Here is a 26,533-nt window from a genome sequence, read left to right on the forward strand (position 1 = left end):
ACGCAAGTGATGTTATTTAGTTTTAGTTTTATTCCAATAGCCTACACTTTGTCCGTATTGCTTTTTCAGAGCAGATGTTTGTTCTATTTTAGGATTGACAAATAAACCATTTTTTGAAAATGTATATTCTGTTCCATTTTTAGAAGTACCAAGATAGGTAGCAGCATGATTCAACCCTTCCTCACTATCCTTACCGTTTCCGTTGAAGGTAATTACTGTTTTTCCAAAAATCTTCTTATCAGCCTTGTCAAAACCAGCTTTTAAAAAACTTTGAAATTCGGTTGGAGATAATTCATAAGAAAAATGGTCATCTTTTAAACCTTCACCACTTGCATTTCTAAAAGCACAAGCAAAACAATTATAATTTTTATCAGATAACCAACTTCCATTGTAATCTCCAGAGTTCATAATAGCATCTGTGATTGCAGCATTGATGGGAGAGGCAATACTCTCAGGAACATCAATAGATGTTTCTCCACTTTTTTGCATACCAGCAAATAACTTATCAGCTTGTTTCTGGTCTATATTCAATGTTTTAGCAAGTGTTTCGGCAGTATCTCCCTTTTCCATTTGTAAAGCCAAATGTCCTCCTGTTAATTGACCACTTTTATTTTTATCAAATTCTATAGTAGGTATCCATTTAGATTCTCTTCCGTCTGGGTCTATTGCATTAATAGGGTTATTGTACGCATAATGGTAAGGTGACCAACTTGAAAATTCTTCACTTAAAGGATCGGGAGACATCCAACGTCCGTGAGTATCACCAATAGGTTGTGCATCAGGATCAGATAAATCAATTTCCCTTACTTCAATAATATTTCCTTTTTTTGTATTGTATCTTATAGAACCAATTACTACAATACTGTCTGTATCGTGAAACTCTAAGTATTTTCCTTTACTGAGTGTTGCAATCTTTGGATAAACACCATATTTAGCAAAAGGGTTTCCAATAGCAATATTCTTTCTTCGTCTTTCTGCTTCCTCTGGTGTTAATGAATCTTTTGTTTTCAAAACCTCATCCATGTAAGGACGGCTTCTTTCTTCCTTTGTCAATTTAACAGGATTTACCCATTTTTTTTCAACTCTAGATTTTGGTTTCGTTTGGGTTTTCTTGACCTGTGCCTGTGTAAAGCCTGTTATTATTGCAAAAGCAATCAATAATATTCTTTTCATAGTCATTTGTTTTTATGATTGTTAAAATTATTCATTTTTTATAGTTTATTCGGATCTATTGGAATATATCTCGGTTTTTGTTCTTGTTTTTTCTTTTCCTGTGCTTTTTTGACAGCTTCTTGATCCTGTCTTTCCTTTTGTTTTTGAAGCTGGAATAAACGCATTCTTTCTGCCAATGCTTCGCTTTCCTGCTTGTTCTTTTCGGCTTTCAGACTTCCGAGCCATGATTCGTAAGCTGATGCAGGCATTTCGGCATATCCTAAATTATCAATATGATTAAACTGTTCGTTGATTTGATTTAACTGTTCAATTGCCTTTGGAAAATAGCCAATTCTTTGTAAATCTCTTTTGTCTTCGGGATTAATACCTAATTGTTTCATCACATTGGCAAACCTTACCTGACTGACATTTGCCTTTTCCATGTTCGGTGCTATTCCGTTAGGGTAAAGCTCCAATGCTTTATCAATAACTTTGTTTACAAATTCATCGTATCCAAATTTACTTACATAGCCTCTCGCCAAATCAAAATAAGCCATTCCTAACAGCTCCTTTTTGGTAAGGTTTTCCAAATAGATTTTATTTTGCAAGGCTTCTGATTTGATATACCCTGATTCCAAAAACGCATTATCAGTAGGAAACATCCCATTGGTAAGTTCCATATTTCTCATGGTTCCTTCATCATCTATAAAACGAATATAAGAATGATTGGGTGCTAATGACAAATAGGCTTCTGTTCCCATCGCTTCTGCCAAAATAAGGTAATACAATGGCATAGAATGACATTGTCCTGATCCTGTTTTAAGAAGTTTTAAAACAAACATTTTTGAATAGTCCTTTTCTCCCATATAGTCTTTAAAATCATATTCAAAGGCTTTGTGGATTGTTCCTCCTAATTTAATATCCTTAGAAAAATACTCAAACAGCATCAGGTTTTTAGAAACATTACTTTCCGTATCCTCCTTTCGTTCTTTCATTTTCTGTAGGAGTTGTTTTGCTGTCTTTTGTATTCCTGCTTTGAATTTGGTTATATCCTGTTTATTATCATAAAAAGCATTTTCTACTGTGAAATTAATATCTGCTAATGAGTAGTTTTGGGAATCCATTGCAGAAAGTTTGTTGAAAGCGTCATAATATGCTCCTGTTCCTGCTTTTCCTGATAGTGAGGGTAAATCAAAAGATATCTTCATCCCATTTTCTACCCACTGCCGGAATTGCATTTCCTGAACTTCTGCCATATCCCGATCTATCTCACGCATTACAGCATCATTCTGTAATCTTGACTGTGATTCATAGGTATTATGTTGCCCGACAGAATTTGAAGGCTTCTGATATGTGCTAGGCATAGACGGTGCATAATTCCTTTGGGAACTTCTACCGTTTATCGGACTACCATAATTATGATTGGAATAATTGCCTAAACTACTTTGAGTAGGAGCTTGCATTGTAGGTAGGTTCGGAATTTGTCCGAAACACACAACACCTAAACACAATAAGGGAAAAACTTGTAGTTTTTTCATCATGGATATTAATTTTTTGACTTGATTTGTGTTTCCTGCAATTTACAAATTTTCAATAAATAGTGAAATGACAATCTTTTAAATTTAGACAAATATAAATCTGTATAACGTCAAAACTTGACGTGTTTTATTTTAACAGTTGCTTTTTCAATAATTCTTCTAAGGAATTTTGGGGTTTACTTGTAATAACTGTTTTCAAATCTCTTTCAGACAATTCAGCAAATTCAACGGTCTTTAATATTGAGAAAACAACATCTTTTAACCCTAACTTTCGGAGTGACATTCTGATTTCTTTATCAGTAGGAAACTGACTGTCTGTTTGTTTTAAATGGATTTTGTGATTTTTCATACTGTTTTATTTTTTCTTGTTCATTTTTTTGTAATCATAAAAAACATAGCCTGTTCCGTGAATATCTAATAGTATTGCCCTATCTGGACACAATTTCAGTAAATAATAATTTTCATCATCTACAATTTTGTAATCATAAAATTTTACTGGAGATTTTGGAAATTTTATTTTTTGTGAATTATCAAACAAATCATCATCAATATTGATAAATATTTTGCTGTTATTAAATAATTCATTTGTACAAACTACTTTTGATTTATTAGTTCCTGTATTAAAAGTGCATACAGTAGGCATGTTAAGGTATTTAATATGCTTTCCATACTCCAAAACTTCAATTACATCATATCCGTAGGAAAATGTAATTTTATTTTTATCATGATACACCTGTGCTGATAGGAAAACGCTGTAAAATAATCCCGTGAATAAAAATAACCGTTTCATACTTACTTAACAGAATTAGCTGTATCAAAAGGATTTTCATTCGCTCCCATAAAAACTGTCCCCATTCGTTTGTATTTCATGGGTTTTCCTGCAACGCAAACAGAATACATTCCGTTTCCTTTCTGTTCCGAAATTCTCAAAAAGACTACATCTTTCTCACTACAATCATTTTCAACCGCTATGTGTTTTCTCAGGTCTTCAATTGTAGCATCTCCACGTTTTAACCAAGATTGGATTTTTTTGTCTGGTTTTGGTTCCTGATAATCTTTAGGTAAATCGCATTTACCATTTTTTTCTGTTTGTTGTGCAAAAGCCATTGTTGAAACGACTATCACTACTGCTGTTAAAAACTTTTTCATGATAGTATTATTGTTTAGTTAAATAAAATGCACCTACAGTCGAAGTATAAGGATAATTTACCCACTCAATCTTTGTAGAACTTATCTTTTTAAATTTATATTCTGCATTCGTAGAACCTGATTTTATCGTAAATTCATAAACAGTCTCGGAAATATTTTCTGGAACACTGGAAGAAGCTCCTAAACTTGCACCTTGCTGTAATATTGATTTATAACTTGTTTCGATGCTCCCCGCAATAGTAAAAAAATCATCATTAGTGAATTTATATAGTGCTGTTCCGTCTTTCTGCCATTTTCCCTGAATCCATGTTGGAGGGTGAAAATACTGTGTTGCTACTGGATTGCTTGTTGTTTGTGTGGTTTCATCATCGTGATTTGAACAACCAATGAATGATAATGCTGTAAAAACTGTGAATAATAGTTTTTTCATAAGTGAATATTTACTCACTCAGTCCCAAAAGTGAAAGGTTAGTTAAAACAGAAAGCGTGGGACTAAGCCTTATAAGTCTCAGGCATCGCCAAACGCCCCACCTCAAATAAGTTTAGCCCACGCCATAACGTGAGCATTAACCTATTATTCATTTGAGGTGTGTTTCTTAAATTTGGCGATTTTGAGACACTCAAATAATAGCTAACGCTTTACTTTTTCGATAAAATTTGAACTACAAAGATATAAATTTTTGTAACCCATTTCTTACTATCAAAAATTGTTCCTAATCTTATGAAAACAGCATTTATTTTTCACCCTTTCTGAGGCAAAATAGAATCACTGGAAAGCATTATGAATAGAGGTGTTTCGGAAGAACCTGCAACATTATACCCTTATACATATTAATTATTCAATTTATATTTAATTATTCTTTCATACTCTTATATATTCCTAAAATCAATATTTTGGAGATTTTTTTATGAGACTTTCAGGATTTGATTATTCCAATGTTCGACTTTAAAACTAGGGACAACACCCTCACAATAGCTTAAAAATAGCTCTTGGACAGTTTCTTTCATTGTTTTGAACCAACTTACCGTAGTGCAGATTGAATCGTGAATAGTCCAAAGGGGCATATCAGGATATTTTTTTGCTAATTCTACAGTAATTATATTCAAAATACAATCTGCTTCAATATGTTGTAAGAGTTTAGGGAAATCTTTGTATGATTTAATTTTAAACATTTCTATACATTCACATAATAAAGGAAAATACTGTTTGAAAACTTGATATTCTTTTGATGGCTTTGTTAAGGGTGTATAAAGAATCTGTAGGGTTACTTTTTTCATCAAATCTCTTTTACTATTATAAATTTTTAGTTCAGATATTTTTTTATCATTATTATAGAAGTATTTTCTAAAATTCCCATCCTCATCAGGTACTATATCAGGAAAGAGATGTTCTAATTCTTCATAAAAAGTTCCTGTTAAAATCCACTCTTTTATAATAGAAAATTCCTCTTGAAACACCTGACTGGAAGTAGTTTGCTGTAGTTTCTGCAACATTATACCCTTATTACTCTTATATATATTACTTATAATATTTTCTATTCTTTTATTATTAAATCTTTCTAATAATAGAACCATAAAATAGGGTTGTGAGTTTTTAATGTCCAAGCTCACAATATTTTCTCCCTTATAGCTTATAAAAGGTCTTAATTTTGAGGGCATATTGGTGAAATTTGTATGCAATCTATTGTCCGTAAGCGGACTTCTTGAAGTTCTGAAACAATGATTCTGTAACATAAGTGCCGAACACCAGTAATTATAAGCTTTTGACATAATGGGATTTAATCTTTCATAAGTCAAGCTATATTTATTGTAACAAAACTCTGATTGTAGATGATTTTTCAAACTGTCAAAATCAACATGCAGATCTGCATTCAGCCATTTACACAAGTGCGGACATGAAACAAAACTGTCATTGCAATTGTTTTCATTCAGTATTTTATCATTAAATTTTTTATCTTTTATTTCAAATGCCATAAAATCTATACATTCCATTCCTTCTGATTTTATAGCTTTAAAATTATATCGATAGCTAGTAGCTCTATGAGAATTTGTGGCATAAGGAAAGGTTTCCAAAATATCAATATCTAAAAAGTATTTAAAATACTGCTTGTATAAATAATTTTTCTTTTTTAATTCTCTGGAATCCAAAGGGACAAATCCCCACAAATAAACTTTATCCTTATAGGATGCGGGAATACTAATTATCAAACTTAGATAATATAATGCAATATCAATATTGAATCCCTTGAATGGTGGACATTCTTCTAATTTTTCCTTCAGATAACTATAAATAATTGTTGGAACTACGACTTTCCAATTAAAACCTTCATGATAAAATGTTGTAACATTGGTTTTATATTTTGATTTTTTAATTTGTTTATATTTCATAATGATTTATTTAAAATAAGGGCATAGCGATAGCTCATACAGCTTGTTTGCTATACTTTTTGAGGGTTTGTATTGTTTTAAAATTTTAGTTGATTTTTGGGCTGTTATTTGAGATCCAAGCCAACAAATTGTAATGAGAGTATTTTTTTGATTGACAGGTTATTAATAAGAGAACAGTTTTTAGATTTACGCCCCCACTGATAAAAAACAACTGTCAAAAAGAAGTTTAAGGATTTAGACGTGTTAAAACTTCATTTTTAGAGTAATAAACTCTTTTGCCAATTTTAGTATTTTTTAAAGTTCCGTCATTATTCCAATGAAAAAGTGTTGTTAAGCTAACATCTAATAATTTAGCTGTTTCTTCACGAGTATAAAACTCTTTCTGATCTTTTGGAGCTTGATCTTGTTTCATTTTTTCTAATACTTTGTAAACTATTTGCTCAAATTCCTGCATTAGTTCGTCTTTTGAAATTGAAATTAATTGTATCATAATATTTATTTTTTTATTTATTTTTAGTTCATACCAACAAAAAAAGAGACCTCAAAGGGTCTCCTATCTTGTATTTTATTTATTTTTGTTAATTTTCGGGCATAAAAAAAGACCTAGCTCTTTCGAGTTGGTCTATCTATATTAATTTTTTGACATAATTATTTTTTGTCTGCTGTTTTGAGTGCTTATATTTTAAATTAAAATACAACTCAAAATCTGAGCTTGCATAATACGTTTTTAATCAGGTGCAACCCCTCTTTGGTTTGTCAAACCTTACGACTTTTTGACTATTTACACTTAGCAATAAGACATAACTATCCTCTGTCTACTTGTTTTGAGATTTTTACAGACTTAACGTCTTCTCAAAAACTGAGCTACTCTGCTGCCGTTTTGCATGTGGTACGCCATGAATGGATTAGTTAATTCCTGCAAAGATTTTAATTTTTAGACATAGCTTTTTATGCCTACTGTCTTTGAGTGATTTTTACATCTTTCTCAAAAACAGAGTGACCAACACATTTTTATTGAGGTGCGTCCCCTCTCTAGTGGCTTGTTCTAGTTTGGATTTTTTTAGCCATAGCATTTAAACAATGCTAAATAAACATAATTTTCCCATGCCTGCTATTTTGAAAATGAATATAAAATCATTATAATGTTTCAAAACAGAGTGACCGCACGTGTTTAATGAGGTGCATCCCCTCCATAGTTGCTAACTACTTTCGGTTTTAATAGCTTATGCTCAAAAGTATTGATATAGTTATACTATATCTCAAAATGAGCGACTACTGCCATTTTTAAACAGGTGGCTCCCCTCAACAGTATTTCAACTGTAATAGATTTTTTAATATAGTTATAGACTTACTCGAAATTATTGAGTTTGCATCTAACTATTTGCATAGAAAATTATTGAATAAAGAACGCATATCTGATTATCATTTTAAATAACTTTTTTAAAAATCAATCTTTTTTAGATATTCAATTAACATGCCAAAAATTGTTAATATCCTAAACTATCAAATATTTTTGCTGTTGATTTAGCTTTTTCAACATCTGTTTTGTTAATATATGCTAATAACTGCTTCTCCGTTGTGTGTCCAGTGAAATTAAGTAAATAAGCTGTAGAAATTTTCTCATAAAAATTTGATGCAAAACTTTTTCGCCCAATGTGCGAAGTAACCAACTCATATTTAGGATAATCACCAAAAACCTTTCGGGTTATTTTAGGTTTTCCTTTACGTTCAATTGTCATCATCTTTCCATTGTAAATTATCTCATCAATCTTTGCAATTTTACATACTTCTTTTATATATAGATTAAATTTTACATCTGAAATTTTTCGAGGAAATTCACCATCCCTTTTATCTAAAACTTCTTGAACTTTCTTCAATAAGGGAATTTGCATTTTAGCACCTGTTTTTATTTGTGTAAAATCTAAATATTTCCTTCCTTCACTATCTTGAACAATTATTGAAGAGGTGAATCTCATATAATCACTAACACGTTGCCCAGTATAACAGGAAATCAAAAGCCAATCCCTCGCATTATCCAAATAATCGTGAGGCATTTCAGTTTTTTCAATTTTATCAAGTTCTTCAAATGTCAAATAAATAGATTTCGGGTCGTTCCTTATTGATTTTTCAACTTCAAATTTCCAGTTTTTAACATGTTTATGAACTTCAATATCAAAAGATTCTGCTACACTACACACCATTTTTAAAAACTTCAAATTTTTATATGTATTTGAAACTTTGTAAATTTCATTTTGACAATATTTTTCAAAATCAATTCTAAAAGTATTATCTAAATCTTTAAATTTCAAGCTCCTGAAAGTTTTCTTAATCGTATTTTTATCATCTATGTAACGTTGCAAGACTTGTTTTACCACACCTGCTTTTTTGATAGTAGCTTCCGTAATACTATCTTTTTTAAAAGAAATATAAATATCTATAAAGGGAACAACATCATCCGAATAATTTACTTTTTCCTCTTTTTGACTTTTAGGCTCAATGATAGATTTTAGCCACCCCTTCAAATCTAGTTCAGGCTTATCCTCCGCATAACTGGAAATAATATTTGCTTCCAATTGAGCTAAACGTGTGTTAATAGTTTCCGTATCGTCTTTGTGATTTTTTTTAGATGGTATTTTGCACTTACCATCTTTCCAATCTCTCGGTTTACAGTTCAGGTATGGAACAGGTACACGAATATCAATATCTCTGTCTCTGAACTTTGCCCAAATTGTACTTTCCTTATCTGCTACTTTTCCTCTAATAAAAAAACTTACTGATGCCATAATTAAAATGATTCAAGTTTAAAGTTGTACCCAAAGTTGTACCCAAAAAATTCAAATATAGTTTAATTTCAATAAATTCAATTTAATTAAGTCTGATTTAAACACTTTGATATAAAGCATTTATAAATTAATCAAGATTTTAACAGATTCAAAAAAGTAGTCCCTCCAACTCCACTAAAAGGGAATCTACTATTGTAGATTCCCTTTTTTTATTTCCACATCCGTATTACAGTTTTTCTGTCATAAAAAAATCATCTCATTAAAACCCACCACATCATTTTATCTCTCTAACGATAGATATTTGTGTTGGAAAATTTTCTTACAGAAAGATACAAACTCAACTTACCTACCCTCCTACAATCTTATTAATATAGACATTAACATAAAAGAAATTACAACAAAAAACATATCTTTACGTTAATAATTGGGACAAAAAAGTAAAGCACACTTTATTATGTTTCAAAAAGGTAAATCACAAGCCTAATTTTGAATTTAAACTAAATAACAATACTCAACATTTGAGTAGCTTAATAATAACTAAACCATGAGAAATTTATTATTATCTCTTTTATCATTATCATTTTTAACGTTCAACTGTTCCGGGAATGATGATAACTTACCTAATAATGAGCATGAAAACACCACAACTCCTCAACCTCCGGCACAGCATTTCCACCCGCCAACGTGGATACAAGGTGTTTGGGCATGGAAACAAACTAGTGTTGCACCAGTTCAATACATAAAATTCACACAGGATGATATCATTTTACCTAACAATATAAGTTATAACAGCTTAATAAACCAATCCCAAAACGCAAATCTGGTACTGGCAATTGAAAAAGAAGGATATACAAGTACATTATATTTTTATACAGAAACCCGCAAACCAGCTACCGGCAATCTGTATAGCGCTGACGAGTTTAGGGTAAAAAAAATAAATGATACATTGATGGTAAGATATCCGGATTTTTCTCCAGCTATCTACTATACAAAGCAATAACCAGCGTTAAAATCAGACTAAAACTCAAGTCTTCATCAAAACATTCGAATTAAGTAACTAACCATGAGACAAAATCCTCAGTTAGTCACGGATATTAATGTTTGGGTATTTCAAATAACATTACAGCCAACATGATAAACTATATAGTAAATTGTATAGTCTAAGAAGAATTTATAAAAAAACTTTTAAAAAGCTGATCAGTGGTAATTATACAGAAATAAATAAACTAGTTTTCATAAAACACGAAGCTAATAATACTGAAATTTGTATGATCTATCTTCTAGATCTTCATATTAGTTTTTCATGACAATTTACATCTCTACATTAACAACAATATAACCACCTGAAAACTAAAAGACTAAAGCGAAACAATCTAAAATGAAAGCTTCCGGTCCACAAAAAAGACTAAAAAAATGTTTTATCGTAAAGAATTTTATATATTTGCACCATCTAACAATTAAAAAAATAATTTACTATGTCAGACATTGCATCAAGAGTAAAAGCTATCATCGCTGATAAGCTTGACGTTGAAGAAACAGAAGTAACTCCTGAAGCTAGCTTCACTAACGATTTAGGAGCTGATTCACTAGATACAGTTGAGTTAATCATGGAATTTGAAAAAGAATTTAACATTCAGATCCCTGATGACCAAGCTGAAAAAATTACTACTGTAGGACACGCTATCGCTTACATCGAAGAAGTAGTAAATAAATAATATTCTTCAACAAAAAAAGAAATTAAACAAAGTTTATGGAATTAAAAAGAGTAGTTGTAACCGGATTTGGAGCAATAACACCAATAGGAAATAATGCAAAAGAATACTGGGAAAATCTTGTGAAAGGTGAGAGCGGTGCCGCTCCGATTACTCTTTTTGATGCCACAAACTTTAAAACAAAGTTTGCTTGCGAGGTAAAAAATTTCGATCCGTTACAGCATTTCGATAAGAAAGAAGCTAAAAAAATGGATAGAAATACTCAATTGGGACTTGTTGCTGCAAGAGAAGCAGTAGCGCATTCCGGCATTATTGAAGACAATGTAGATAAAAACAGAGTTGGTGTAATCTGGGGTTCCGGAATCGGAGGATTAGAGACTTTTGAAACTGAAGTGTTAGGATGGGCCAATACGGAAATTCCGAGATTCAACCCTTTCTTTATCCCAAAAATGATTGCGGATATCACTCCAGGACATATCTCAATTGAATACGGTTTCCACGGACCAAACTATACAACTGTATCTGCATGTGCATCTTCAGCAAATGCTATAATTGATTCCAAAATGCTGATCCAGTTAGGAAAAGCAGACGTGATTGTGTGTGGAGGCTCTGAAGCAGCCGTTACAGCAAGTGGTGTCGGTGGATTCAACGCAATGATGGCACTTTCTACAAGAAATGACGATCCAAAAACAGCTTCAAGACCTTTTGACAAAGACAGAGATGGATTTGTATTAGGTGAAGGGGCAGGATGTATTGTTCTTGAAGAATATGAGCACGCTGTAAAACGTGGTGCTACAATTTATGCAGAATTACTGGGAGGTGGTTTAAGTGCTGATGCACATCACATGACTGCTCCACATCCTGAAGGCCTTGGCGCTTATCTGGTAATGAAAAACTGTTTGGAAGATGCAGGCTTAACTGCTGATGAAGTAGATCATATCAACATGCATGGTACTTCTACTCCATTAGGAGACATCGCAGAATCCAATGCAATTTCGAAATTATTAGGCGAGCATGCTTATGACATTCAGATTAATTCTACAAAATCAATGACTGGCCATCTTTTAGGTGCTGCAGGTGTTATTGAAGCTATCGCTGCATTGGGAACTATTATTCATGGTACTGTTCCTCCAACCATCAACCATTTTACTGATGATGAAAATATTGACAGCAGACTAAACTTTACGTTTAATACAGCTGTGAAGAAAGATGTAAAAGTAGCCATGAGCAATACTTTTGGATTTGGTGGGCACAACGCTTGCGTTCTATTTAAGAAAATCTAAATTCAATGAATGGAGTTACAGAAATACTTTTCTAAATTCCTTCTCAAAAAAAGAAAAAGACAATTAACGGAGAGAGAGTATTTTCTCAGTACCGAGCTTAGAAAAGTATTGGGTACCGAGGTACAGAATATTGCTCTTTACCGCGAAGCTTTTTCTTTGAAAAATTCTTCTAAAAATCAAGACAGCAATTACGAAAGACTTGAATTTTTGGGAGATTCTGTTTTGGGTACAATTATTTCTTGTCATTTGTTCCAGACTTATCCTCAGGCCAATGAGGGATATCTGACACAAATGAAATCTAAGATTGTTAATAGGAAAAACCTCAATAAATTAGGAGAAGATCTCAAGCTTACCAGCCTTCTGCAAAAGCAGAACAGCTCATCAGCTTTGGGAGAGAATATCTCTGGAAATTTATTCGAAGCCTTAATCGGTGCCGTTTATTTAGACTTCCATTATGATACCTGTAAAAGGATTATTCTGGAAAAGTTACTGACCCCTTCCGAGATCAATAAGCTTGAAAACAAAATTGTAAGCTATAAAGGTCTCCTGCTCGAATGGAGCCAGAAGAAGAAAGTCAATATAAAGTATGAAACCTGCGAGGAAATACAGGCTAATAAATCTGTCGTATTCAGGTGCTATGTATGGCTGGGAGACGAAAAGATTGCTAATGCAACAGAGACTTCCAAAAAGAAGGCAGAGGAAAAAGCAGCACAGAGGGCATTTTATATTTTAAACAAAAAAGAAAATATACTTGGAAATTCAAAAACTTTATGATCTTGATGATATAGAATTTGAAGATATTGCCATAGGATTGGTAAGATTAGCCAAAGATATACCTGCTCACGAGTTTTTCTACAAAATAAATCAAATCAACAACCTCAGTTTTTCAAGAAAGAAAGATCTTGTCTTTCATGGAGGTTATTATGATTATTTTTTTCCAAGATATGAAGCCTATCACAAGTTTTCGAAGACCTGTTTTACCTTCATTTCCAATAAATCTTCCGAAAGTAAGCAAAAAAAAATCCAGACAGAACTCTTTACAGAAGAAGAAAACATTAAATTTTTATTAAATAATCAGGTAGATGTGGAATATATTCTGCATAGTTCGGAACAGTTTCCTGATTTTTCCGTAATTTTGCTCCCTGAAAATCTTGTTTTTCCAATTCAAGATTATACATTGAGTTCTGAAGAGGAACTTTATCAAATTATCCAGTATTATGAATAAGTATTTAAAGAAGACAAAAATTATCGCAACACTAGGGCCTGCTTCATCGTCGAAGGAGGTAATGTTAGATCTAATGAAAGCGGGTGTTGATATTTTCAGAATAAATTTTTCACATGCAGATTACGACTTAGTTCGAAAAAATATTGAAATAATTAGAGAGCTAAACAGTGAGTATGGTTATTCTGTAGGAATCCTCGGCGACCTTCAGGGACCTAAACTGAGAGTGGGAGTTGTAAAGGAAGGATCTTATCTGAACCCAGGTGATATTCTTACCTTTACCAATGAAAAGATGGAAGGAGATTCCACAAAGGTGTACATGACGTACCAACAGTTTCCACAAGACGTAAAAGTAGGGGAAAGAATCCTTATTGATGACGGGAAACTAATGCTGGAGGTTATCGAAACCAATGAAAAAGATACTGTAAAAGCAAAAACCATTCAGGGAGGTCCGTTAAGTTCTAAAAAAGGAGTTAATCTACCTAATACAAATGTTTCTCTTCCTGCCCTGACAGAAAAAGATGTTCAGGATGCTAATTTCATGCTTGACATGGAAGTTGACTGGATTGCTCTTTCTTTCGTGCGTCACGCACAGGATATCATTGACCTGAAAGAATTAATTGCAAACCACCCGAACGGTAAATTCAAGACTCCTATTATTGCGAAGATTGAAAAACCTGAAGGCGTTAAAAATATTGATGAAATCCTTCTTGAATGCGACGGATTAATGGTAGCACGTGGAGATCTAGGAGTGGAAGTTCCAATGGAGGAAGTTCCTGCGATCCAGAAAAACCTGGTAGAAAAAGCAAGATTCTACTCCAAACCTGTTATCATTGCCACTCAGATGATGGAAACGATGATCAACAGCTTAACACCAACAAGAGCGGAAGTAAACGACGTTGCTAACTCTGTATTGGACGGAGCTGACGCTGTAATGCTTTCCGGAGAAACTTCAGTAGGCAGATATCCGGTACAGGTTGTGGAAAACATGGCTAAAATTGTAAAGAATATCGAAACGACTCACTTCTACCAACATAAAAATGAGCCAATCGAGAAAGATTACAACTGTATTGATGAAAGATTCATCACCAACAGGGTTTGTCTTGCAGCAGTAAGAATTGCTAAAACAACAAACGTTTCTGCTATTGTAACGCTTACTCACTCCGGATACACCGCTTTCCAACTTGCAGCACACAGACCAAACTCTCACATCATCGTATATAGTGGTAACAGAAGAGTAATCACAATGCTGAACCTTCTTTGGGGTGTTCATGCCTATTACTATGATATGAAGAAGTCTACCGACGAAACGATCATTCAGGTCAATATGTTAACGCACAACTATGGTTATATCGAAACCGGAGACTTCGTCATCAACATCAATGCTACTCCATCCTATGAAGGTGGAAAAACCAATACATTGAGATTGACTACGGTGTAAGCAATAAGCAATAAGCAATAAGCAATAAGCAATAAGCAATAAGCAATAAGCAATAAGCAAAATTACTTTTTGTAACAGCATAAAAAACTCCCGGAAACAAGTTTCTGGGAGTTTTTATTTTATAGAGTAAAGTTTACTTTTAACTTATAAAGGTAGTTTGTCATTCTGAACGCAACGAAGTGAAGTGAAGAATCTCTGAGATTCCTTGTTTCCCCGGCATGACATTTTATCCTTTTAATTTCCTACAATCGTCTTAGCTGTTACAAATTCTTTTAAAGCCAGTAAAGACAATTCTGTTCCATATCCTGAAGCTTTTGATCCTCCGAAAGGAAAACGGGGGTCAGAGCTGGTCATGCGGTTGATATTGACTGTTCCTGACTCAAGGTTTTCAATAAAGAATAGCTGACGGTCTTTATTTCTAGTCCATACGGAATTGGAAAGCCCGAATGGAATATCATTGGCCATCTGTAAAGCTTCTTCATCATTTTTCGCAATCATCACCATACCCAGAGGCCCGAAAAGTTCTTCTTTTAAAATAGGATTTCCTTCCTGAACTCTGATTAAACCTGGTTTAAATTCATTTTCAGAAACTCTTTCCAGAGGAATAATAATTTCAGCACCATTTTCCAATGCCCTGTTGAACTGAGCTTCCAGTTCATCAGCAAGGTCAGGTCTCGCCATTCCGGCCAGTTTGGTTTCTTTATCTAAAGGATCTCCAATCTCATATTTCTTATATTCTTCAATAAAGATTGGCAAGAACTGATCTTCAATTTTTTCATCAATGATAAATCTTTTTGCCGCTGTACAGGTTTGTCCACAATTTTGAAGTCTGGATTTTGCTCCTGCTTTGGCTGCTTCTTCAAGATCTGCATCATCAAAAATGATAAATGCATCACTTCCTCCTAATTCAAGCAAAGATTTTTTGATATTTAAACCGGCTATTGAAGCTACTTCTCCTCCGGCTTTTCCACTGCCTGTCAAGCTTACTCCTTTTACAGTATCATGTTCAAGGATTTCCTTAACCGCTTTATGTCCTACTTCAAGATTCTGGAAAACACCTTCAGGAAAACCTGCTTCCAGAAGAACTTCTTCAATGGCATTTCCGCTTCCGAAACAAATTGAAGCATGCTTCAAAACTATTGTATTTCCTGCTAAAATGGCAGGAGTAGCAAATCTCAATACCTGCCAGAAAGGAAAATTCCACGGCATTACTCCTAAGATTACTCCTTTCGGAGCATAGTGAACTTCAGAATAAGCAAATTCCGATTCTACTTTTTCTGGTTGTAAAGTATTCTCGGCGTCTGCATAATAATTCATCATTAAAGCACATTTTTCCACTTCAGCAATAGATTCTGAAATGGGTTTATTCATTTCTGTTGTAATTATCTTTCCAAATTTCTCCGAATTATTCTTTAAAATTTCCGCTGCTTTTGCAATTAACTTCTGCCTTTCCTCAAACGGCACTTTTCTCCACACTGAAAACGCTTTATCTGCTTTAATAAGCTTGCTTTCAATTAATTGTTCCATAATATAAATTTCTGTTTTAAATTCAGCTAATGAATTTATAAGCGCCTTTATTCTAAAAGCACGGTGAAATCAGCAAATTCCATTCCTTAAGGGTCAATAAAATAATGATTTTCTCTATCGGAAGAATATAACTTTATCTTAAATCATTAGCCATTCGTTCACAAGACATGCTGCCAGTCTTGCTGTTCTGTCCTGGATATCGAAAGAAGGGTTCACTTCTGCCACGTCCAGCGCTACCAGTTTTTTATTTTTTAAGATATGTCTGTAAAAATGCATAAAAGCTGTATCTGCAAAGATACCGTTATATGCCGCCGCGGAAACTCCGGGAGCGACTGATGCATTAAAGACGTCCATGCAAATGGTAAGATAGGCATAATCTACACTGTCCAGCAGTTCGTCAATACGCTGATAGACGGAGGTAAGATTTTCAAAAAATAATTCGTCTGCCAGAATATATTTCATTCCATAATGATGAGCAGTATCAAAAAGCTTTAATGTATTGGAATTTCTCTGGATTCCAATATGCAAAGAATGGATAGGTCCCTCCTGAGCAATCTGCCAAAACCCGGTTCCCGAGCTTGGCCCTACTCCTTTTTCCGGCTGTCTGTTATCAAAATGGGCATCAATATTGATGATTCCTATTTTCTGTTCCGGAAAGGCTGTTTTAACGCCCAGATAATGAGCATACGTCACTTCATGGCCTCCACCTAAAGCAAGAGATTTTCCTCCTTTTAAAAGTACTTTTGACACATTTTTGGCAAGGTTATTCTGAGTATTTTCCAGATTGCCATCTTCACAGGTAACATTACCAAAGTCCAGCATGGAAAAGTCAGGAAGAATCACCGGAAAATTAGACATATTTTTCCTGATCACATCCGGAGCATCTTTTGCTCCCTGACGTCCTTTGTTTCTTCTTACTCCTTCATCTACAGCAAAACCGTGCAATGCAAAATCTCCTGCAGCAATATTGTCGTAATTACTTTCTTCTTTTACTCTTTGAAATATTCTGTGATAGAGAAGTTCTTCTCCGTCCAATCTGCCTTGCCAAATAGTACTCATTATTCAGTCATTTGCCTATTGTCTGTTCTTCAATCAGCATCGATTGAAGAACAAATATGGTTATTTAATAATTTTATATAAGATTTCCATCAATATAAACATGTTCTGCTTTCAGGCTTCCCTGGTTATACAGTACATTCTGGAAATTATTGGTTTTAAAAGTGACAAAATCTGCCTTTTTCCCTGTTTCCAATTGTCCTCTGTCTTCAAGGTTCAATGCATAAGCAGCACGGAAGGTCATACCTGCCAAAACTTCAGCTGTTGTAAGCTTTTGGAAGGTTGCTAAAATAGAAGCCTGGGTAATGAGATTTCCCATTGGGGCAGATCCCGGATTCCAATCACTTGCTATCGCTACAATAGCACCTGCGTCTAATAATTTTCTTGCCGGAGTAAATTTCTCGCCAAGTCCAAGGCTCGCTCCGGGAAGAGCTGTTGCTACTGTGTCAGACTCTGCAAGGAATTGAATATCTTTATCAATTGTTGCTTCCAGATGGTCTGCAGACTTCGCTCCCACTTCTACTGCAATTCTTGAACTTCCAGGGGTAAACTGATCTGCATGAACGGTAATTTCAAAACCTAATTCTTTTGCTTTTAATAAGAATTCTTTACTTTCTTCAGGCTGAAAAGCAGATTTTTCAATAAAAATATCTACTCTGTTTGCCAATTCTTCTTCTTTTACTTTCGGTAAAATTTCGGTAATGATATATTCCAGATATTCAGGGTTGCTTCCTTCAAAATCTCTTGGTTTTAAGTGGGCTGAAAGGCAGGTAGGAACTAAAGTAGCTTTAGTTTCATTCTGTGCTTTTTTAATAATTCTAAGCATCTTCAACTCGTTTTCAACATCCAAACCGTAACCGCTCTTCACTTCGATGGTGGTAATTCCCAGATCAACCAAAAAGTTGATTCTTTCTATTAAAGTTTTTAACAGTTCTTCTTCTGATGCATTTCTTGTATGCTGTACGGAACTCCAGATTCCACCACCACTTTCCGCAATTTCAAGATAAGTTTTCCCTGCGTTGCGCATCGCAAAATCGTTGGCACGGTTTCCTCCGAAACAAATATGGGTATGTGAATCTACAAAAGCAGGAAGAACAACCTGCTCTCCTTCAATATGTTCAATTTCTATAGTGGGATTTTCTGTTTTTAATGTTTCAAAACTTCCAACTTTCTGAATGGTATTCTGATCTACCACAATTCCTCCGTCTGCAATAATTTCAAGCTGTTCATCAGAAAGTTTTCCTCTTAGTGGTAAATTAGCAAGTGTTACCACCTGCTTAAATGGTCCTATTAATTTCATTAATATGTATTAATAATTTCTTCTCTCAAAAATACTTAAAATATCCCAATTATTTAAATCTTAGCGGTTCTCATTTTCAACCCAGGCTTAAACCGCTGTATCAATCTCAACGTTTTCTCAATCTGGCCTTCAACCTTTGTCTAAATTTGCTATCTTTGAGGTAAATGAAATGAATTAATGCCAGATTTTTTACATCCAGATAAGGAAAACTACTCAAACGAGGAGCTGATGCAGGAAGAGCAGATCCGTCCCCAGAGCTTTAAAGATTTTGCGGGACAGAGAAAAACGCTGGAGAACCTTGAGGTTTTTGTTACCGCTGCGAAAAGACGTGGCGGAGCACTAGATCATGTTTTATTACACGGTCCGCCGGGGCTGGGTAAAACGACTTTGGCCAATATTATCGCTAATGAACTTGGGGTAAACTGCAAGATTACATCCGGCCCCGTATTGGATAAACCGGGAAGTTTAGCGGGTTTGTTGACCAATCTGGAAGAAAATGATGTTCTTTTCATTGATGAGATTCATCGTCTTTCTCCTGTAGTAGAAGAATACCTGTATTCTGCCATGGAAGACTATAAGATTGATATTATGCTGGAAACAGGTCCCAATGCCAGAAGTGTACAGATCGGCTTAAATCCGTTTACTCTGGTGGGAGCTACTACAAGAAGCGGAATGCTTACGAAGCCAATGCTTGCCCGATTCGGGATTCAGAGCAGGCTGGAATATTATTCTATTGAGCTTTTATCAACCATTATTCAAAGAAGTGCAAGGGTTTTAGGTGTTGTTATTTATGAGGATGCTGCGATAGAAATAGCAAGAAGAAGCCGTGGAACGCCAAGGATTGCCAATGCATTACTGAGAAGGGTACGTGATTTTGCTGAAATTAAAGGAAATGGTGAGATTGAGATCAAGATCACAAAATATGCTTTGGACTCTTTAAATGTGGATGAATTTGGTTTGGATGAAATGGACAATAAAATCATGCGTGTCATGATTGAAAATTTTAAAGGAAAACCGGTTGGTATTTCTGCCCTGGCAACATCAATTGCCGAAAATCCGGAAACACTGGAAGAAGTATATGAACCGTTTCTGATTCAGGAAGGTTTTATTATCCGAACTCCAAGAGGACGGGAAGTTACCGACAAAGCTTACAAACATTTGAATATTACAAGGCCTAAAAACCCGGGAGAGCTATTTTAAGTTCAAAGTTTTGAGTTCAAAGTTAAAAGTTTAAGGTTAATGAGAATTGATTAGTTAATGTTTATACCTAAATTATACAGAAGCGAAGATTACGATTTGATGAGAGAGATTATCAAAGAAAACTCTTTTGCTTTACTGATTTCTTCTGTTGATAAGATACGGGCAACCCATTCCATGATGATGCTTAATGAGGATAATCCTGAAAATATTTATATTGAAACCCATATTTCACGGGCTAATCCCCAGGCAAAAACCTTACAGGATGGTGATGAAGTTCTTTGTGACTTTTTGGGAGCCCACACTTATATATCCAGCAGCTGGTATGATCATATGAATGTTTCCACCTGGAATTATGAGGCGGTACAGATTCACGGAAAAGTTGAAATAATGGATCATGATGAACTGTATGTCCATTTGGATAAATTAACGTCCAAATATGAAAATTTCCAGCAATGTCCAATGATGGTGAAAGACATGGGAAGGGAATTTGTGGAAAAGGAAATGAAAGGTGCTTTTGGGATTAAAGTTATTCCAACCGAAATATTCATCAAACAAAAACTTTCTCAGAACAGAAAAGAAAGTGATTTTAATAATATTATCAGCCAACTTGAACAGTCTGATGATAACGCAAGAAAAATTGCGGAGAAAATGAAATTAATAAAGAAATAATCAAAATATACATATGAAGTTATATCCAATACAATGTGGAAAATTTAAACTGGACGGCGGTGCTATGTTCGGAGTCGTCCCGAAGAGTCTGTGGGAAAAAACAAACCCGGCAGACGAAAAAAACCTGATCGAGCTGGGAACGCGTTCTTTGCTTATTGAAGACGGAAAAAAATTAATCCTGGTAGACTGCGGTCTCGGCAACAAACAGGATGACAAGTTTTTTGGACATTATTCTCTTTGGGGAGACGATACTCTTGATAAAAATCTTAAAAAATACGGCTTTATAAAGGAAGATATTACGGATGTATTCCTTACTCATCTTCACTTTGACCACTGCGGCGGAGCTATAGAATGGAATGACGACAGAACCGGATACAGACCTGCCTTTAAAAACGCCAACTTCTGGACGAATGAAAACCACTGGCAATGGGCTACAGAACCCAATGCAAGGGAAAAAGCCAGCTTCCTGAAGGAAAATATTATGCCGATGCAGGAAAGCGGACAACTTAACTTTTTACCACTTCCTACTACCGGAAACTACGGTTTCGCTCCTGATCTGAAGATGGACGTTATCTTCGTAGACGGACATACAGAAAAACAAATGCTTCCTGTAATCCAATATCAGGAAAAAACGGTTGTTTTTGCAGCCGATCTTATTCCTACCGCGGGACATATCAATCAGGTATACGTGATGGGATATGATACCAGACCTCTTTTAACACTGGAAGAAAAAGGGAAATTCCTTAAGCAGTGTGTAGACAACGAATATTTATTGTTCTTTGAACATGATGCTCATAACGAACTGGCAAGTCTTAAAATGACCGATAAAGGGGTAAGACTTGATGAAACGTTTAGCTTTAATGATGTTTTTGGATATTAATTTTTAATCATGGAAGAATTACATTCAGAAACACAGCAGACAGAGCCGGAACCAGCACCCAAGATCATTGGTTTAACAGGAGGAATAGGTTCCGGGAAAACCACAGTAGCGCGCTTCATAGAGGAATTCGGTTTTCCGGTTTATTATTCCGATGACAGAGCAAAAGCTATAGTTAATGAGAGTGAAGATCTGAAAATAAAAATCAAAGAACTTCTTGGTGAAGATGCTTATGATGAAAACGGATTGTATGACAGAAAATTTGTAGCGGATAAAGTTTTTAAAAACAGAGATCTGCTTCAGCAGTTGAATGAAATTATTCATCCCGCTGTAAGAATTGATTTTGAAAACTGGGTTAAGAAACAAAGCAAATATTTAGTTTTTAAAGAAACAGCTTTACTGTTTGAACTGAAACTTAACAGACAATGTTATAAATCTCTTCTGGTGACAGCCGAGGATAACATCAGGATCAAAAGAGTGATGGACAGGGATAATAAAACCTACCGCGAGGTAGAAGCGGTCATGGAAAAACAAATGCCCGAAAGGGATAAAATTAAAATGGCAGACTGCATTATCTACAATAATACCAATCTGGAAGAATTAAAAGAAGAGACTGAAAAAGTGATTTTCAGTATTGAATAAATAAAAACTCGTTAGAAGCTTTTCTAACGAGTTTTTTTCTGCAAAAATATTTCCTGGAAGGTTGTTATTCAACAAGGATCTTTTTATAAAAAATAAGCCCCCATTTCCGGAGGCTTATTCTATTTGATTTGAAATTTAAATAATTATTCTTTGATAAATTTCTTTTGGGTAGTATTACCGTTGTCATCGATATCAATTACATAAACACCGTTAATCAATCTGCTTACATTGATCTGGTTGTTGAGTAGGATACCGTCTGCGATAACCTGTCCGGCTGCATTGTAGATCTTATATTTAGCTCTCTTGCTAACATTTTTCACAAACAGCACTGAGCTTACCGGGTTAGGATAAATCATAACACTGGTCTGATCAACCGGGTTAGCAACAACAGGTTTAGAGATTCTTACCGTGTAATCCTCTACTTCTCCGTTTTTGAAGTCAGTACAGTTTACAGGAATACCGTCTCTCGACATGGCTACTCTCATCACTACATACTTATAATCTGTCATACTTACAAAGGCATCTGCCGGTACATTGAATTTACCTGAAACAGGGCTGTTTGAATTTGGCGAAGAAGTAAATACTCTTTCATTGATGTCAAACTCTCCGTTTCTGTTGAAGTCAATCCAAACTGCGATTCCTTCGTTGTAAGTAGTTCCTGTCCATTTTTTCTCAATGATGATCTCATTGTCAGTGGATCCCTGGATCATCTCGATGAATGTTTTAGGAACTCCTGTGTAATCTGTATAAGTAGATGCTCCGGATTCATTCTCCATTGTTTTCTTACCAGTAGGCTTCACTGTAACTTTAGAGATATGCTCTCCTGTTGAGTTTTCAGCCTTCATCTTACAGTAGATTACTGTAGGAGTTGTAAAGTAGTAAGGAGGAGTATAGTTTCCTGGTGTACCGTTACAGATATTTACTACCTGCATTTCATATTTTGTTAATTCTGTAAGACCTGTCAATACAAGGTTATTAACTAATGATGGTACTTCTGTCCAGCTTGGAATACCTACTTTTCTATATCTAAGCACATATGTTGCTCCCGGGAACGGATCCCACTGAATTGCCGCTGATGTAGGAAGTAATTGGGTAATGGTTAATCCCGGAGGCGGAATCTCACATATTCTTTCTGTAGTAAATACTTTAGGGTTAGAATATGGATTTAATGTACTCTCACCGTTACATTGGTTAGCAATCTGTACTTCATAAGTTGTATATGGCTCTAAAGGAGTTGCACTTCCTAATACATAAGTATTGGCAGGAGCTGCCGGTAAACTTATAGTAGCCCATGTAGTAGTACCTACTTTTCTCCATCTCATGGTATACGTAGAACTTGCTGCAAGCGGAGACCATGTAATCAATGCTGTTGTTGGAGTAATATTAGTTACTGTTACATTCGGAGGAGTAGGATCACATCTTGTAGTAAATGTTTTGATTGGTGTTGCCGTTCCAACGATATCTCCACAGATTGCCGCAACCTCTACTTCATAAGTAGTTGCTGGAGTCAATCCACTGATTACTAAAGGAAGGTTACCTAATTGTGCAGAAGCATATACCTGCGTCCAGACAGTTGTTCCCTGCACTCTGTATCTCACCACATAACTTACTCCTGCTCCTGTGATGGTAACAGTAGCTGTTGTATGCGTTGTTGTAAATGTTGGTGCGTTAGGAGTTGCATTGCTGCAAGGTCTGATTCTTACTCTGTAGTCTTCTACTTCTCCATCTACTGCGTTCTGACACATTACAGGAGCATTTGTACGTTTCAGTACAACCCTCATTGTAGTTGTTAATAGTCCTGTGTAAGCATTCGAAGGAACTGCAAAAGTAGCCGTCACCGGAGTTGTTGTGTTGGCTGGAGAAATTAAAATTCTCTCGGCATCTGTAAACTGTCCGTTTCTGTCAAAGTCGATCCAGGCTGTTACAGCATCGTTACCTGTTGCACCTGTCCAGCCTTTTGCTACGGAAATTTTATTATTCTGAGAATCTACATCTAAAGTAATAAGAGTTTCCGGAGAAGTATAACTGATATAATTGGTCTGTACCGAAGTATTATTCATCGGAGGAACTCCAAGGTTCGAAGAGGTAACTGTTACATTCGAAATATGGTCATTCGTACCGGTACCTGTCATTTGACAGTAAGTTAATGGAGGGGTTGTGAATGTTACTGTTGACGAGTAAGAACCTGTGGAACCGTTACAAGTTGTAGAAACCTGAACATCATAATTAGTCTGCTCTGTAAGACCAGTAATTCCATAGAAGTTCTGACCCGCAGGAACTGTAGCTGTCTGCCACACTCCACCCGGAGAAACTCTCCATCTGATATTATAAGTAGCTCCTGTTGTTGCCACCCATGATACCGTTGCTGTAGTAGCTCCGATATTATTTACTGTAATATTTGTTGGAGCGGCCGTTGAACAAGGCTGAGCATCTACAAATTTTACTGCATAATCTTCCACCTCTCCCTGAGTGAATGTACCACAAGGGTTAGCATTATCAAAATATCTCATTACTACACGCATACGGGTAGGAAGAGTTCCTGTATACACGTTACCACTTGCAACGGTAGGTACTGAGAAAGTAGCCGTTACAGGAGTAGTTGAATTGTATGTGGTATTAAGAATTCTTTCACTGGTTTCAAATGTTCCGTTTCTGTTAAAGTCTACCCAGGCTGAAACTGCATATGAAGAAGGAGAACCCGGCCAGTATTTGTTTACAGAAATTTTATTATTTGCTGAACCTCTTTCAAAGATCACTACTCTTGTAGCATCCGGTGTATAATCTTTATAATTGTCAGATCCGGAATTACTCATCATAATAGGAGTATTCGTAGGAGTAACAGTTACATTATTAATATATCCGCTTGTTGCAGTATTGCTTGTAGGACCTGCTGTACAATAAGTAAGAGTAGGTGTTGTAAAGGTAACAGTTGGAGAGAATGCACCTGTTACTCCTCCACAAACAGTGGCTACCTGTACATCGTATGCAGTCTGTTCCAATAATCCGGTAAGTAATTGGTTACTGATTAATGGTGTATTTACTGCAATCTGCTGCCATGCTCCGGAAGGAGAAACTCTGTATCTTACGATATAAGTAGCTCCTGTAGTGGATGTCCAAGTAACATTCGCTGAAGAAGGGGTTACATTATTAACCATGATATTAGATGGCGGTGCTGTAGAACATCCAGCCAAATCGATAAGTTTTACTGCATAGTCTTCAGTTTCACCATAATAATAAGTTCCACAAGCACTAATTGGGCTGTATTCATTTAATACAACACGCATTTTTGTAGTCAGGTTTCCTGTATAAGCACCACCGGCAGCAGTTGGTACTGTAAATGTAGCGGTAACCGGAGTTGTTGTATTACTTGGTGAAGTAAGTACTCTTTCACTCGCTTCAAAAACACCATTACGGTTAAAGTCAATCCAAACTCCTGTCAAGAAGCCGTACTGGTAGCCTGGCCACGTTTTTGAAACTGAAACGGTAGCTGTACCTCCTCTTACCAAAGTAACTACTCTTGCAGGATCTGTACTGTAATCTGTATAGCCACTCTGACCGGAGTTGCTGTACATAGACGGAGCACCTTGTGCATTTACAGAAACCTGATTGATATATCCATCAATATAGGTACTCGTAGCAGCGGAATTACAATAAGTAAGTGCAGGAGTTGTAAAGTTGACGCTGGAAGAGAATGCTCCCTGTGTTCCTCCACAGACAGTCGCTACCTGAACTTCATACTGAGTCTGCTCAGTTAATCCGGTAATAATCTGGTTTGCGACCATAGGAGTTGTCACATTGATTGTTGTCCAAGCTCCTCCTGATACAGGTCTGTATCTTACAACATAAGTGGCACCTGCAGAAAGGTACCAGCCTATATTAGCAGAAGTTGTTGTCAGGTTTGAAACTGTAATATTGGTAGGCGGAGCTGTTGAACAAGCCGGAAGCGGGTGGCTTTCCAACTGTATTCTGGGAATATCTGCAAGTCTGTCTTTTGCAGAAGGAGGTGCTGCAGGATCAGGATTTGCGCTATCTTCATAATAGATGATCCCCCTGTTTGCTCCTGCATTGTATGATCCCCAGGCCGTACCTGGAGAAGATGCATAATCAGGAGTTTTTTCATTTACAGCAACCACAAGGTTGTCTGTTCCATTCCATAAAAATGGTGTAGACAATTGAAGAGTTACCCAGCTTCCATTCGTTAAGTTAGGTAAAACTCCGTCAAACACCTGAGTCATAGAACTTACCGGAATCCAGCTTGTATTGGTGGCAAAGTTATTCTGGGTTGTATTTCCCATGTATACCACCCAATCCTTATATACAGCCTGAGAGGATGCAACGGTGGTGGAATAAAACTTTATAGCCGTGATATAGTTTGACGTACCTATAGCAGTCGTAAGCTCTGCAGCAGTATAAATCTGCTGAGAATAACTATACCCATAATAGGAACGTATGGGGAGATACACAGAGGTACCCGTTCCTGTCCCGATCTGGCCTGCCTGAGCCGAGACTTTGGATACAAAGCCTGTGCAAATCAAACAGAGAAACAGAATTAAAGAGGTAAAGAATTTCTTCATAATGTTTTCATTATAATATT

Annotated in this window: 23 protein-coding genes; 10 read left to right on the forward strand and 13 right to left on the reverse strand. The window is 35.5% G+C overall.

The window, feature by feature from the left end; all coding sequences use genetic code 11:
- Window positions 1-12: 12 nt before the first annotated feature.
- The 9 genes from DEU40_RS22290 to DEU40_RS01770 all read right to left on the reverse strand — a co-directional run bounded on the left by DEU40_RS22290 (window position 13) and on the right by DEU40_RS01770 (window position 9,010).
- A complete protein-coding gene (locus DEU40_RS22290) occupies window positions 13-1,173 on the reverse strand; it encodes an RHS repeat domain-containing protein (protein ID WP_181397922.1) in 1,161 nt (386 codons plus the stop codon).
- 38 nt (window positions 1,174-1,211) lie between these two features.
- A complete protein-coding gene (locus DEU40_RS01735; protein WP_146207823.1) occupies window positions 1,212-2,693 on the reverse strand; it encodes a hypothetical protein in 1,482 nt (493 codons plus the stop codon).
- A 124-nt stretch (window positions 2,694-2,817) separates the two neighbouring features.
- The gene (locus tag DEU40_RS01740; protein WP_110008238.1) at window positions 2,818-3,039 is read right to left on the reverse strand and encodes a hypothetical protein; all 222 of its coding nucleotides are present in this window, start codon (window positions 3,037-3,039) and stop codon (window positions 2,818-2,820) included.
- 6 nt (window positions 3,040-3,045) lie between these two features.
- Window positions 3,046-3,480 (reverse strand): hypothetical protein, encoded by a 435-nt coding sequence (locus tag DEU40_RS01745; protein WP_110008239.1) that lies wholly within the window; start codon window positions 3,478-3,480, stop codon window positions 3,046-3,048.
- A gap of 2 nt (window positions 3,481-3,482) precedes the next feature.
- Complete coding sequence (locus tag DEU40_RS01750) at window positions 3,483-3,839, reverse strand: hypothetical protein (RefSeq protein ID WP_110008240.1); 357 nt, start codon at window positions 3,837-3,839, stop codon at window positions 3,483-3,485.
- A 7-nt stretch (window positions 3,840-3,846) separates the two neighbouring features.
- Window positions 3,847-4,269: a hypothetical protein gene (locus DEU40_RS01755; protein ID WP_110008241.1), complete on the reverse strand. Its 423-nt coding sequence runs from the start codon at window positions 4,267-4,269 to the stop codon at window positions 3,847-3,849.
- A gap of 476 nt (window positions 4,270-4,745) precedes the next feature.
- Entirely contained in the window at window positions 4,746-6,227 is a 1,482-nt protein-coding gene (locus DEU40_RS01760; RefSeq protein ID WP_110008242.1) for a hypothetical protein, read from the reverse strand.
- A gap of 226 nt (window positions 6,228-6,453) precedes the next feature.
- Window positions 6,454-6,717, reverse strand: coding sequence for a helix-turn-helix domain-containing protein (locus DEU40_RS01765; RefSeq protein WP_110008243.1), 264 nt, complete (start codon window positions 6,715-6,717; stop codon window positions 6,454-6,456).
- A gap of 997 nt (window positions 6,718-7,714) precedes the next feature.
- On the reverse strand, window positions 7,715-9,010 hold the full coding sequence (locus DEU40_RS01770; RefSeq protein ID WP_110008244.1) for an integrase: 1,296 nt from the start codon (window positions 9,008-9,010) through the stop codon (window positions 7,715-7,717).
- 544 nt (window positions 9,011-9,554) lie between these two features.
- Here DEU40_RS01770 and DEU40_RS01775 point away from each other — a divergent pair.
- The 6 genes from DEU40_RS01775 (at window position 9,555) to pyk (ending at window position 14,668) form a co-directional block, all read left to right on the forward strand.
- Complete coding sequence (locus DEU40_RS01775) at window positions 9,555-10,010, forward strand: hypothetical protein (protein ID WP_110008245.1); 456 nt, start codon at window positions 9,555-9,557, stop codon at window positions 10,008-10,010.
- A 475-nt stretch (window positions 10,011-10,485) separates the two neighbouring features.
- Window positions 10,486-10,725: an acyl carrier protein gene (locus DEU40_RS01780; RefSeq protein WP_002976354.1), complete on the forward strand. Its 240-nt coding sequence runs from the start codon at window positions 10,486-10,488 to the stop codon at window positions 10,723-10,725.
- A gap of 35 nt (window positions 10,726-10,760) precedes the next feature.
- Window positions 10,761-12,005: a beta-ketoacyl-ACP synthase II gene (gene fabF, locus DEU40_RS01785; protein ID WP_002976350.1), complete on the forward strand. Its 1,245-nt coding sequence runs from the start codon at window positions 10,761-10,763 to the stop codon at window positions 12,003-12,005.
- A 9-nt stretch (window positions 12,006-12,014) separates the two neighbouring features.
- On the forward strand, window positions 12,015-12,779 hold the full coding sequence (gene rnc / locus DEU40_RS01790) for a ribonuclease III (RefSeq protein ID WP_110008246.1): 765 nt from the start codon (window positions 12,015-12,017) through the stop codon (window positions 12,777-12,779).
- Entirely contained in the window at window positions 12,757-13,230 is a 474-nt protein-coding gene (locus DEU40_RS01795) for an IPExxxVDY family protein (protein ID WP_110008247.1), read from the forward strand. Before rnc ends, DEU40_RS01795 begins: the two co-directional genes overlap by 23 nt.
- Window positions 13,223-14,668, forward strand: a complete 1,446-nt coding sequence (gene pyk, locus DEU40_RS01800; protein WP_110008248.1) for a pyruvate kinase — start codon at window positions 13,223-13,225, stop codon at window positions 14,666-14,668. The genes DEU40_RS01795 and pyk overlap by 8 nt, the downstream gene beginning before the upstream one ends.
- A gap of 234 nt (window positions 14,669-14,902) precedes the next feature.
- Here pyk and DEU40_RS01805 read toward each other — a convergent pair whose 3' ends face one another.
- The 3 genes from DEU40_RS01805 to hutI all read right to left on the reverse strand — a co-directional run bounded on the left by DEU40_RS01805 (window position 14,903) and on the right by hutI (window position 18,551).
- Window positions 14,903-16,195: an aldehyde dehydrogenase family protein gene (locus DEU40_RS01805; protein ID WP_110008249.1), complete on the reverse strand. Its 1,293-nt coding sequence runs from the start codon at window positions 16,193-16,195 to the stop codon at window positions 14,903-14,905.
- Window positions 16,196-16,333: 138 nt separating this feature from the next.
- Window positions 16,334-17,254, reverse strand: coding sequence for a formimidoylglutamase (hutG, locus tag DEU40_RS01810; RefSeq protein WP_110008250.1), 921 nt, complete (start codon window positions 17,252-17,254; stop codon window positions 16,334-16,336).
- A 73-nt stretch (window positions 17,255-17,327) separates the two neighbouring features.
- Window positions 17,328-18,551, reverse strand: a complete 1,224-nt coding sequence (gene hutI / locus DEU40_RS01815) for an imidazolonepropionase (RefSeq protein WP_110008251.1) — start codon at window positions 18,549-18,551, stop codon at window positions 17,328-17,330.
- A gap of 177 nt (window positions 18,552-18,728) precedes the next feature.
- On the opposite strand from hutI, the gene ruvB reads away from it, so the two are divergent.
- Genes ruvB through coaE form a run of 4 tightly spaced genes read left to right on the forward strand, consistent with a single transcriptional unit; the run spans window position 18,729 to window position 21,939 of the window.
- Entirely contained in the window at window positions 18,729-19,751 is a 1,023-nt protein-coding gene (gene ruvB, locus DEU40_RS01820) for a Holliday junction branch migration DNA helicase RuvB (protein ID WP_110008252.1), read from the forward strand.
- 57 nt (window positions 19,752-19,808) lie between these two features.
- On the forward strand, window positions 19,809-20,420 hold the full coding sequence (locus DEU40_RS01825; protein ID WP_110008253.1) for an FMN-binding negative transcriptional regulator: 612 nt from the start codon (window positions 19,809-19,811) through the stop codon (window positions 20,418-20,420).
- Window positions 20,421-20,433: 13 nt separating this feature from the next.
- Complete coding sequence (locus DEU40_RS01830; protein WP_110008254.1) at window positions 20,434-21,300, forward strand: MBL fold metallo-hydrolase; 867 nt, start codon at window positions 20,434-20,436, stop codon at window positions 21,298-21,300.
- A 9-nt stretch (window positions 21,301-21,309) separates the two neighbouring features.
- Window positions 21,310-21,939, forward strand: a complete 630-nt coding sequence (gene coaE / locus DEU40_RS01835) for a dephospho-CoA kinase (protein WP_110008255.1) — start codon at window positions 21,310-21,312, stop codon at window positions 21,937-21,939.
- A 143-nt stretch (window positions 21,940-22,082) separates the two neighbouring features.
- On the opposite strand, the gene DEU40_RS01840 is transcribed toward coaE, so the two are convergent.
- A complete protein-coding gene (locus DEU40_RS01840) occupies window positions 22,083-26,513 on the reverse strand; it encodes a GEVED domain-containing protein (protein WP_110008256.1) in 4,431 nt (1,476 codons plus the stop codon).
- Window positions 26,514-26,533: the final 20 nt, after the last annotated feature.

Origin of the sequence: Chryseobacterium sp. AG844, assembly GCF_003182335.1 — a bacterium.
GTDB classification, from domain to species: domain Bacteria; phylum Bacteroidota; class Bacteroidia; order Flavobacteriales; family Weeksellaceae; genus Chryseobacterium; species Chryseobacterium cupriresistens.

What these genes read in the sequence shown, in the direction of transcription:
- DEU40_RS01780 (WP_002976354.1), top strand. Translation starts at nt 10,486, where the DNA reads ATGTCAGACATTGCATCAAGAGTAAAAGCTATCATCGCTGATAAGCTT.
- DEU40_RS01760 (WP_110008242.1), bottom strand. Translation starts at nt 6,227, where the DNA reads ATGAAATATAAACAAATTAAAAAATCAAAATATAAAACCAATGTTACA.
- DEU40_RS01770 (WP_110008244.1), bottom strand. Translation starts at nt 9,010, where the DNA reads ATGGCATCAGTAAGTTTTTTTATTAGAGGAAAAGTAGCAGATAAGGAA.
- coaE (WP_110008255.1), top strand. Translation starts at nt 21,310, where the DNA reads ATGGAAGAATTACATTCAGAAACACAGCAGACAGAGCCGGAACCAGCA.
- DEU40_RS01755 (WP_110008241.1), bottom strand. Translation starts at nt 4,269, where the DNA reads ATGAAAAAACTATTATTCACAGTTTTTACAGCATTATCATTCATTGGT.
- DEU40_RS01735 (WP_146207823.1), bottom strand. Translation starts at nt 2,693, where the DNA reads ATGATGAAAAAACTACAAGTTTTTCCCTTATTGTGTTTAGGTGTTGTG.
- pyk (WP_110008248.1), top strand. Translation starts at nt 13,223, where the DNA reads ATGAATAAGTATTTAAAGAAGACAAAAATTATCGCAACACTAGGGCCT.
- rnc (WP_110008246.1), top strand. Translation starts at nt 12,015, where the DNA reads ATGGAGTTACAGAAATACTTTTCTAAATTCCTTCTCAAAAAAAGAAAA.
- DEU40_RS01740 (WP_110008238.1), bottom strand. Translation starts at nt 3,039, where the DNA reads ATGAAAAATCACAAAATCCATTTAAAACAAACAGACAGTCAGTTTCCT.
- DEU40_RS01840 (WP_110008256.1), bottom strand. Translation starts at nt 26,513, where the DNA reads ATGAAGAAATTCTTTACCTCTTTAATTCTGTTTCTCTGTTTGATTTGC.
- DEU40_RS01745 (WP_110008239.1), bottom strand. Translation starts at nt 3,480, where the DNA reads ATGAAACGGTTATTTTTATTCACGGGATTATTTTACAGCGTTTTCCTA.
- hutG (WP_110008250.1), bottom strand. Translation starts at nt 17,254, where the DNA reads ATGAGTACTATTTGGCAAGGCAGATTGGACGGAGAAGAACTTCTCTAT.
- hutI (WP_110008251.1), bottom strand. Translation starts at nt 18,551, where the DNA reads ATGAAATTAATAGGACCATTTAAGCAGGTGGTAACACTTGCTAATTTA.
- DEU40_RS01830 (WP_110008254.1), top strand. Translation starts at nt 20,434, where the DNA reads ATGAAGTTATATCCAATACAATGTGGAAAATTTAAACTGGACGGCGGT.
- DEU40_RS22290 (WP_181397922.1), bottom strand. Translation starts at nt 1,173, where the DNA reads ATGAAAAGAATATTATTGATTGCTTTTGCAATAATAACAGGCTTTACA.
- fabF (WP_002976350.1), top strand. Translation starts at nt 10,761, where the DNA reads ATGGAATTAAAAAGAGTAGTTGTAACCGGATTTGGAGCAATAACACCA.
- DEU40_RS01765 (WP_110008243.1), bottom strand. Translation starts at nt 6,717, where the DNA reads ATGATACAATTAATTTCAATTTCAAAAGACGAACTAATGCAGGAATTT.
- DEU40_RS01775 (WP_110008245.1), top strand. Translation starts at nt 9,555, where the DNA reads ATGAGAAATTTATTATTATCTCTTTTATCATTATCATTTTTAACGTTC.
- DEU40_RS01805 (WP_110008249.1), bottom strand. Translation starts at nt 16,195, where the DNA reads ATGGAACAATTAATTGAAAGCAAGCTTATTAAAGCAGATAAAGCGTTT.
- DEU40_RS01825 (WP_110008253.1), top strand. Translation starts at nt 19,809, where the DNA reads ATGTTTATACCTAAATTATACAGAAGCGAAGATTACGATTTGATGAGA.
- ruvB (WP_110008252.1), top strand. Translation starts at nt 18,729, where the DNA reads ATGCCAGATTTTTTACATCCAGATAAGGAAAACTACTCAAACGAGGAG.
- DEU40_RS01750 (WP_110008240.1), bottom strand. Translation starts at nt 3,839, where the DNA reads ATGAAAAAGTTTTTAACAGCAGTAGTGATAGTCGTTTCAACAATGGCT.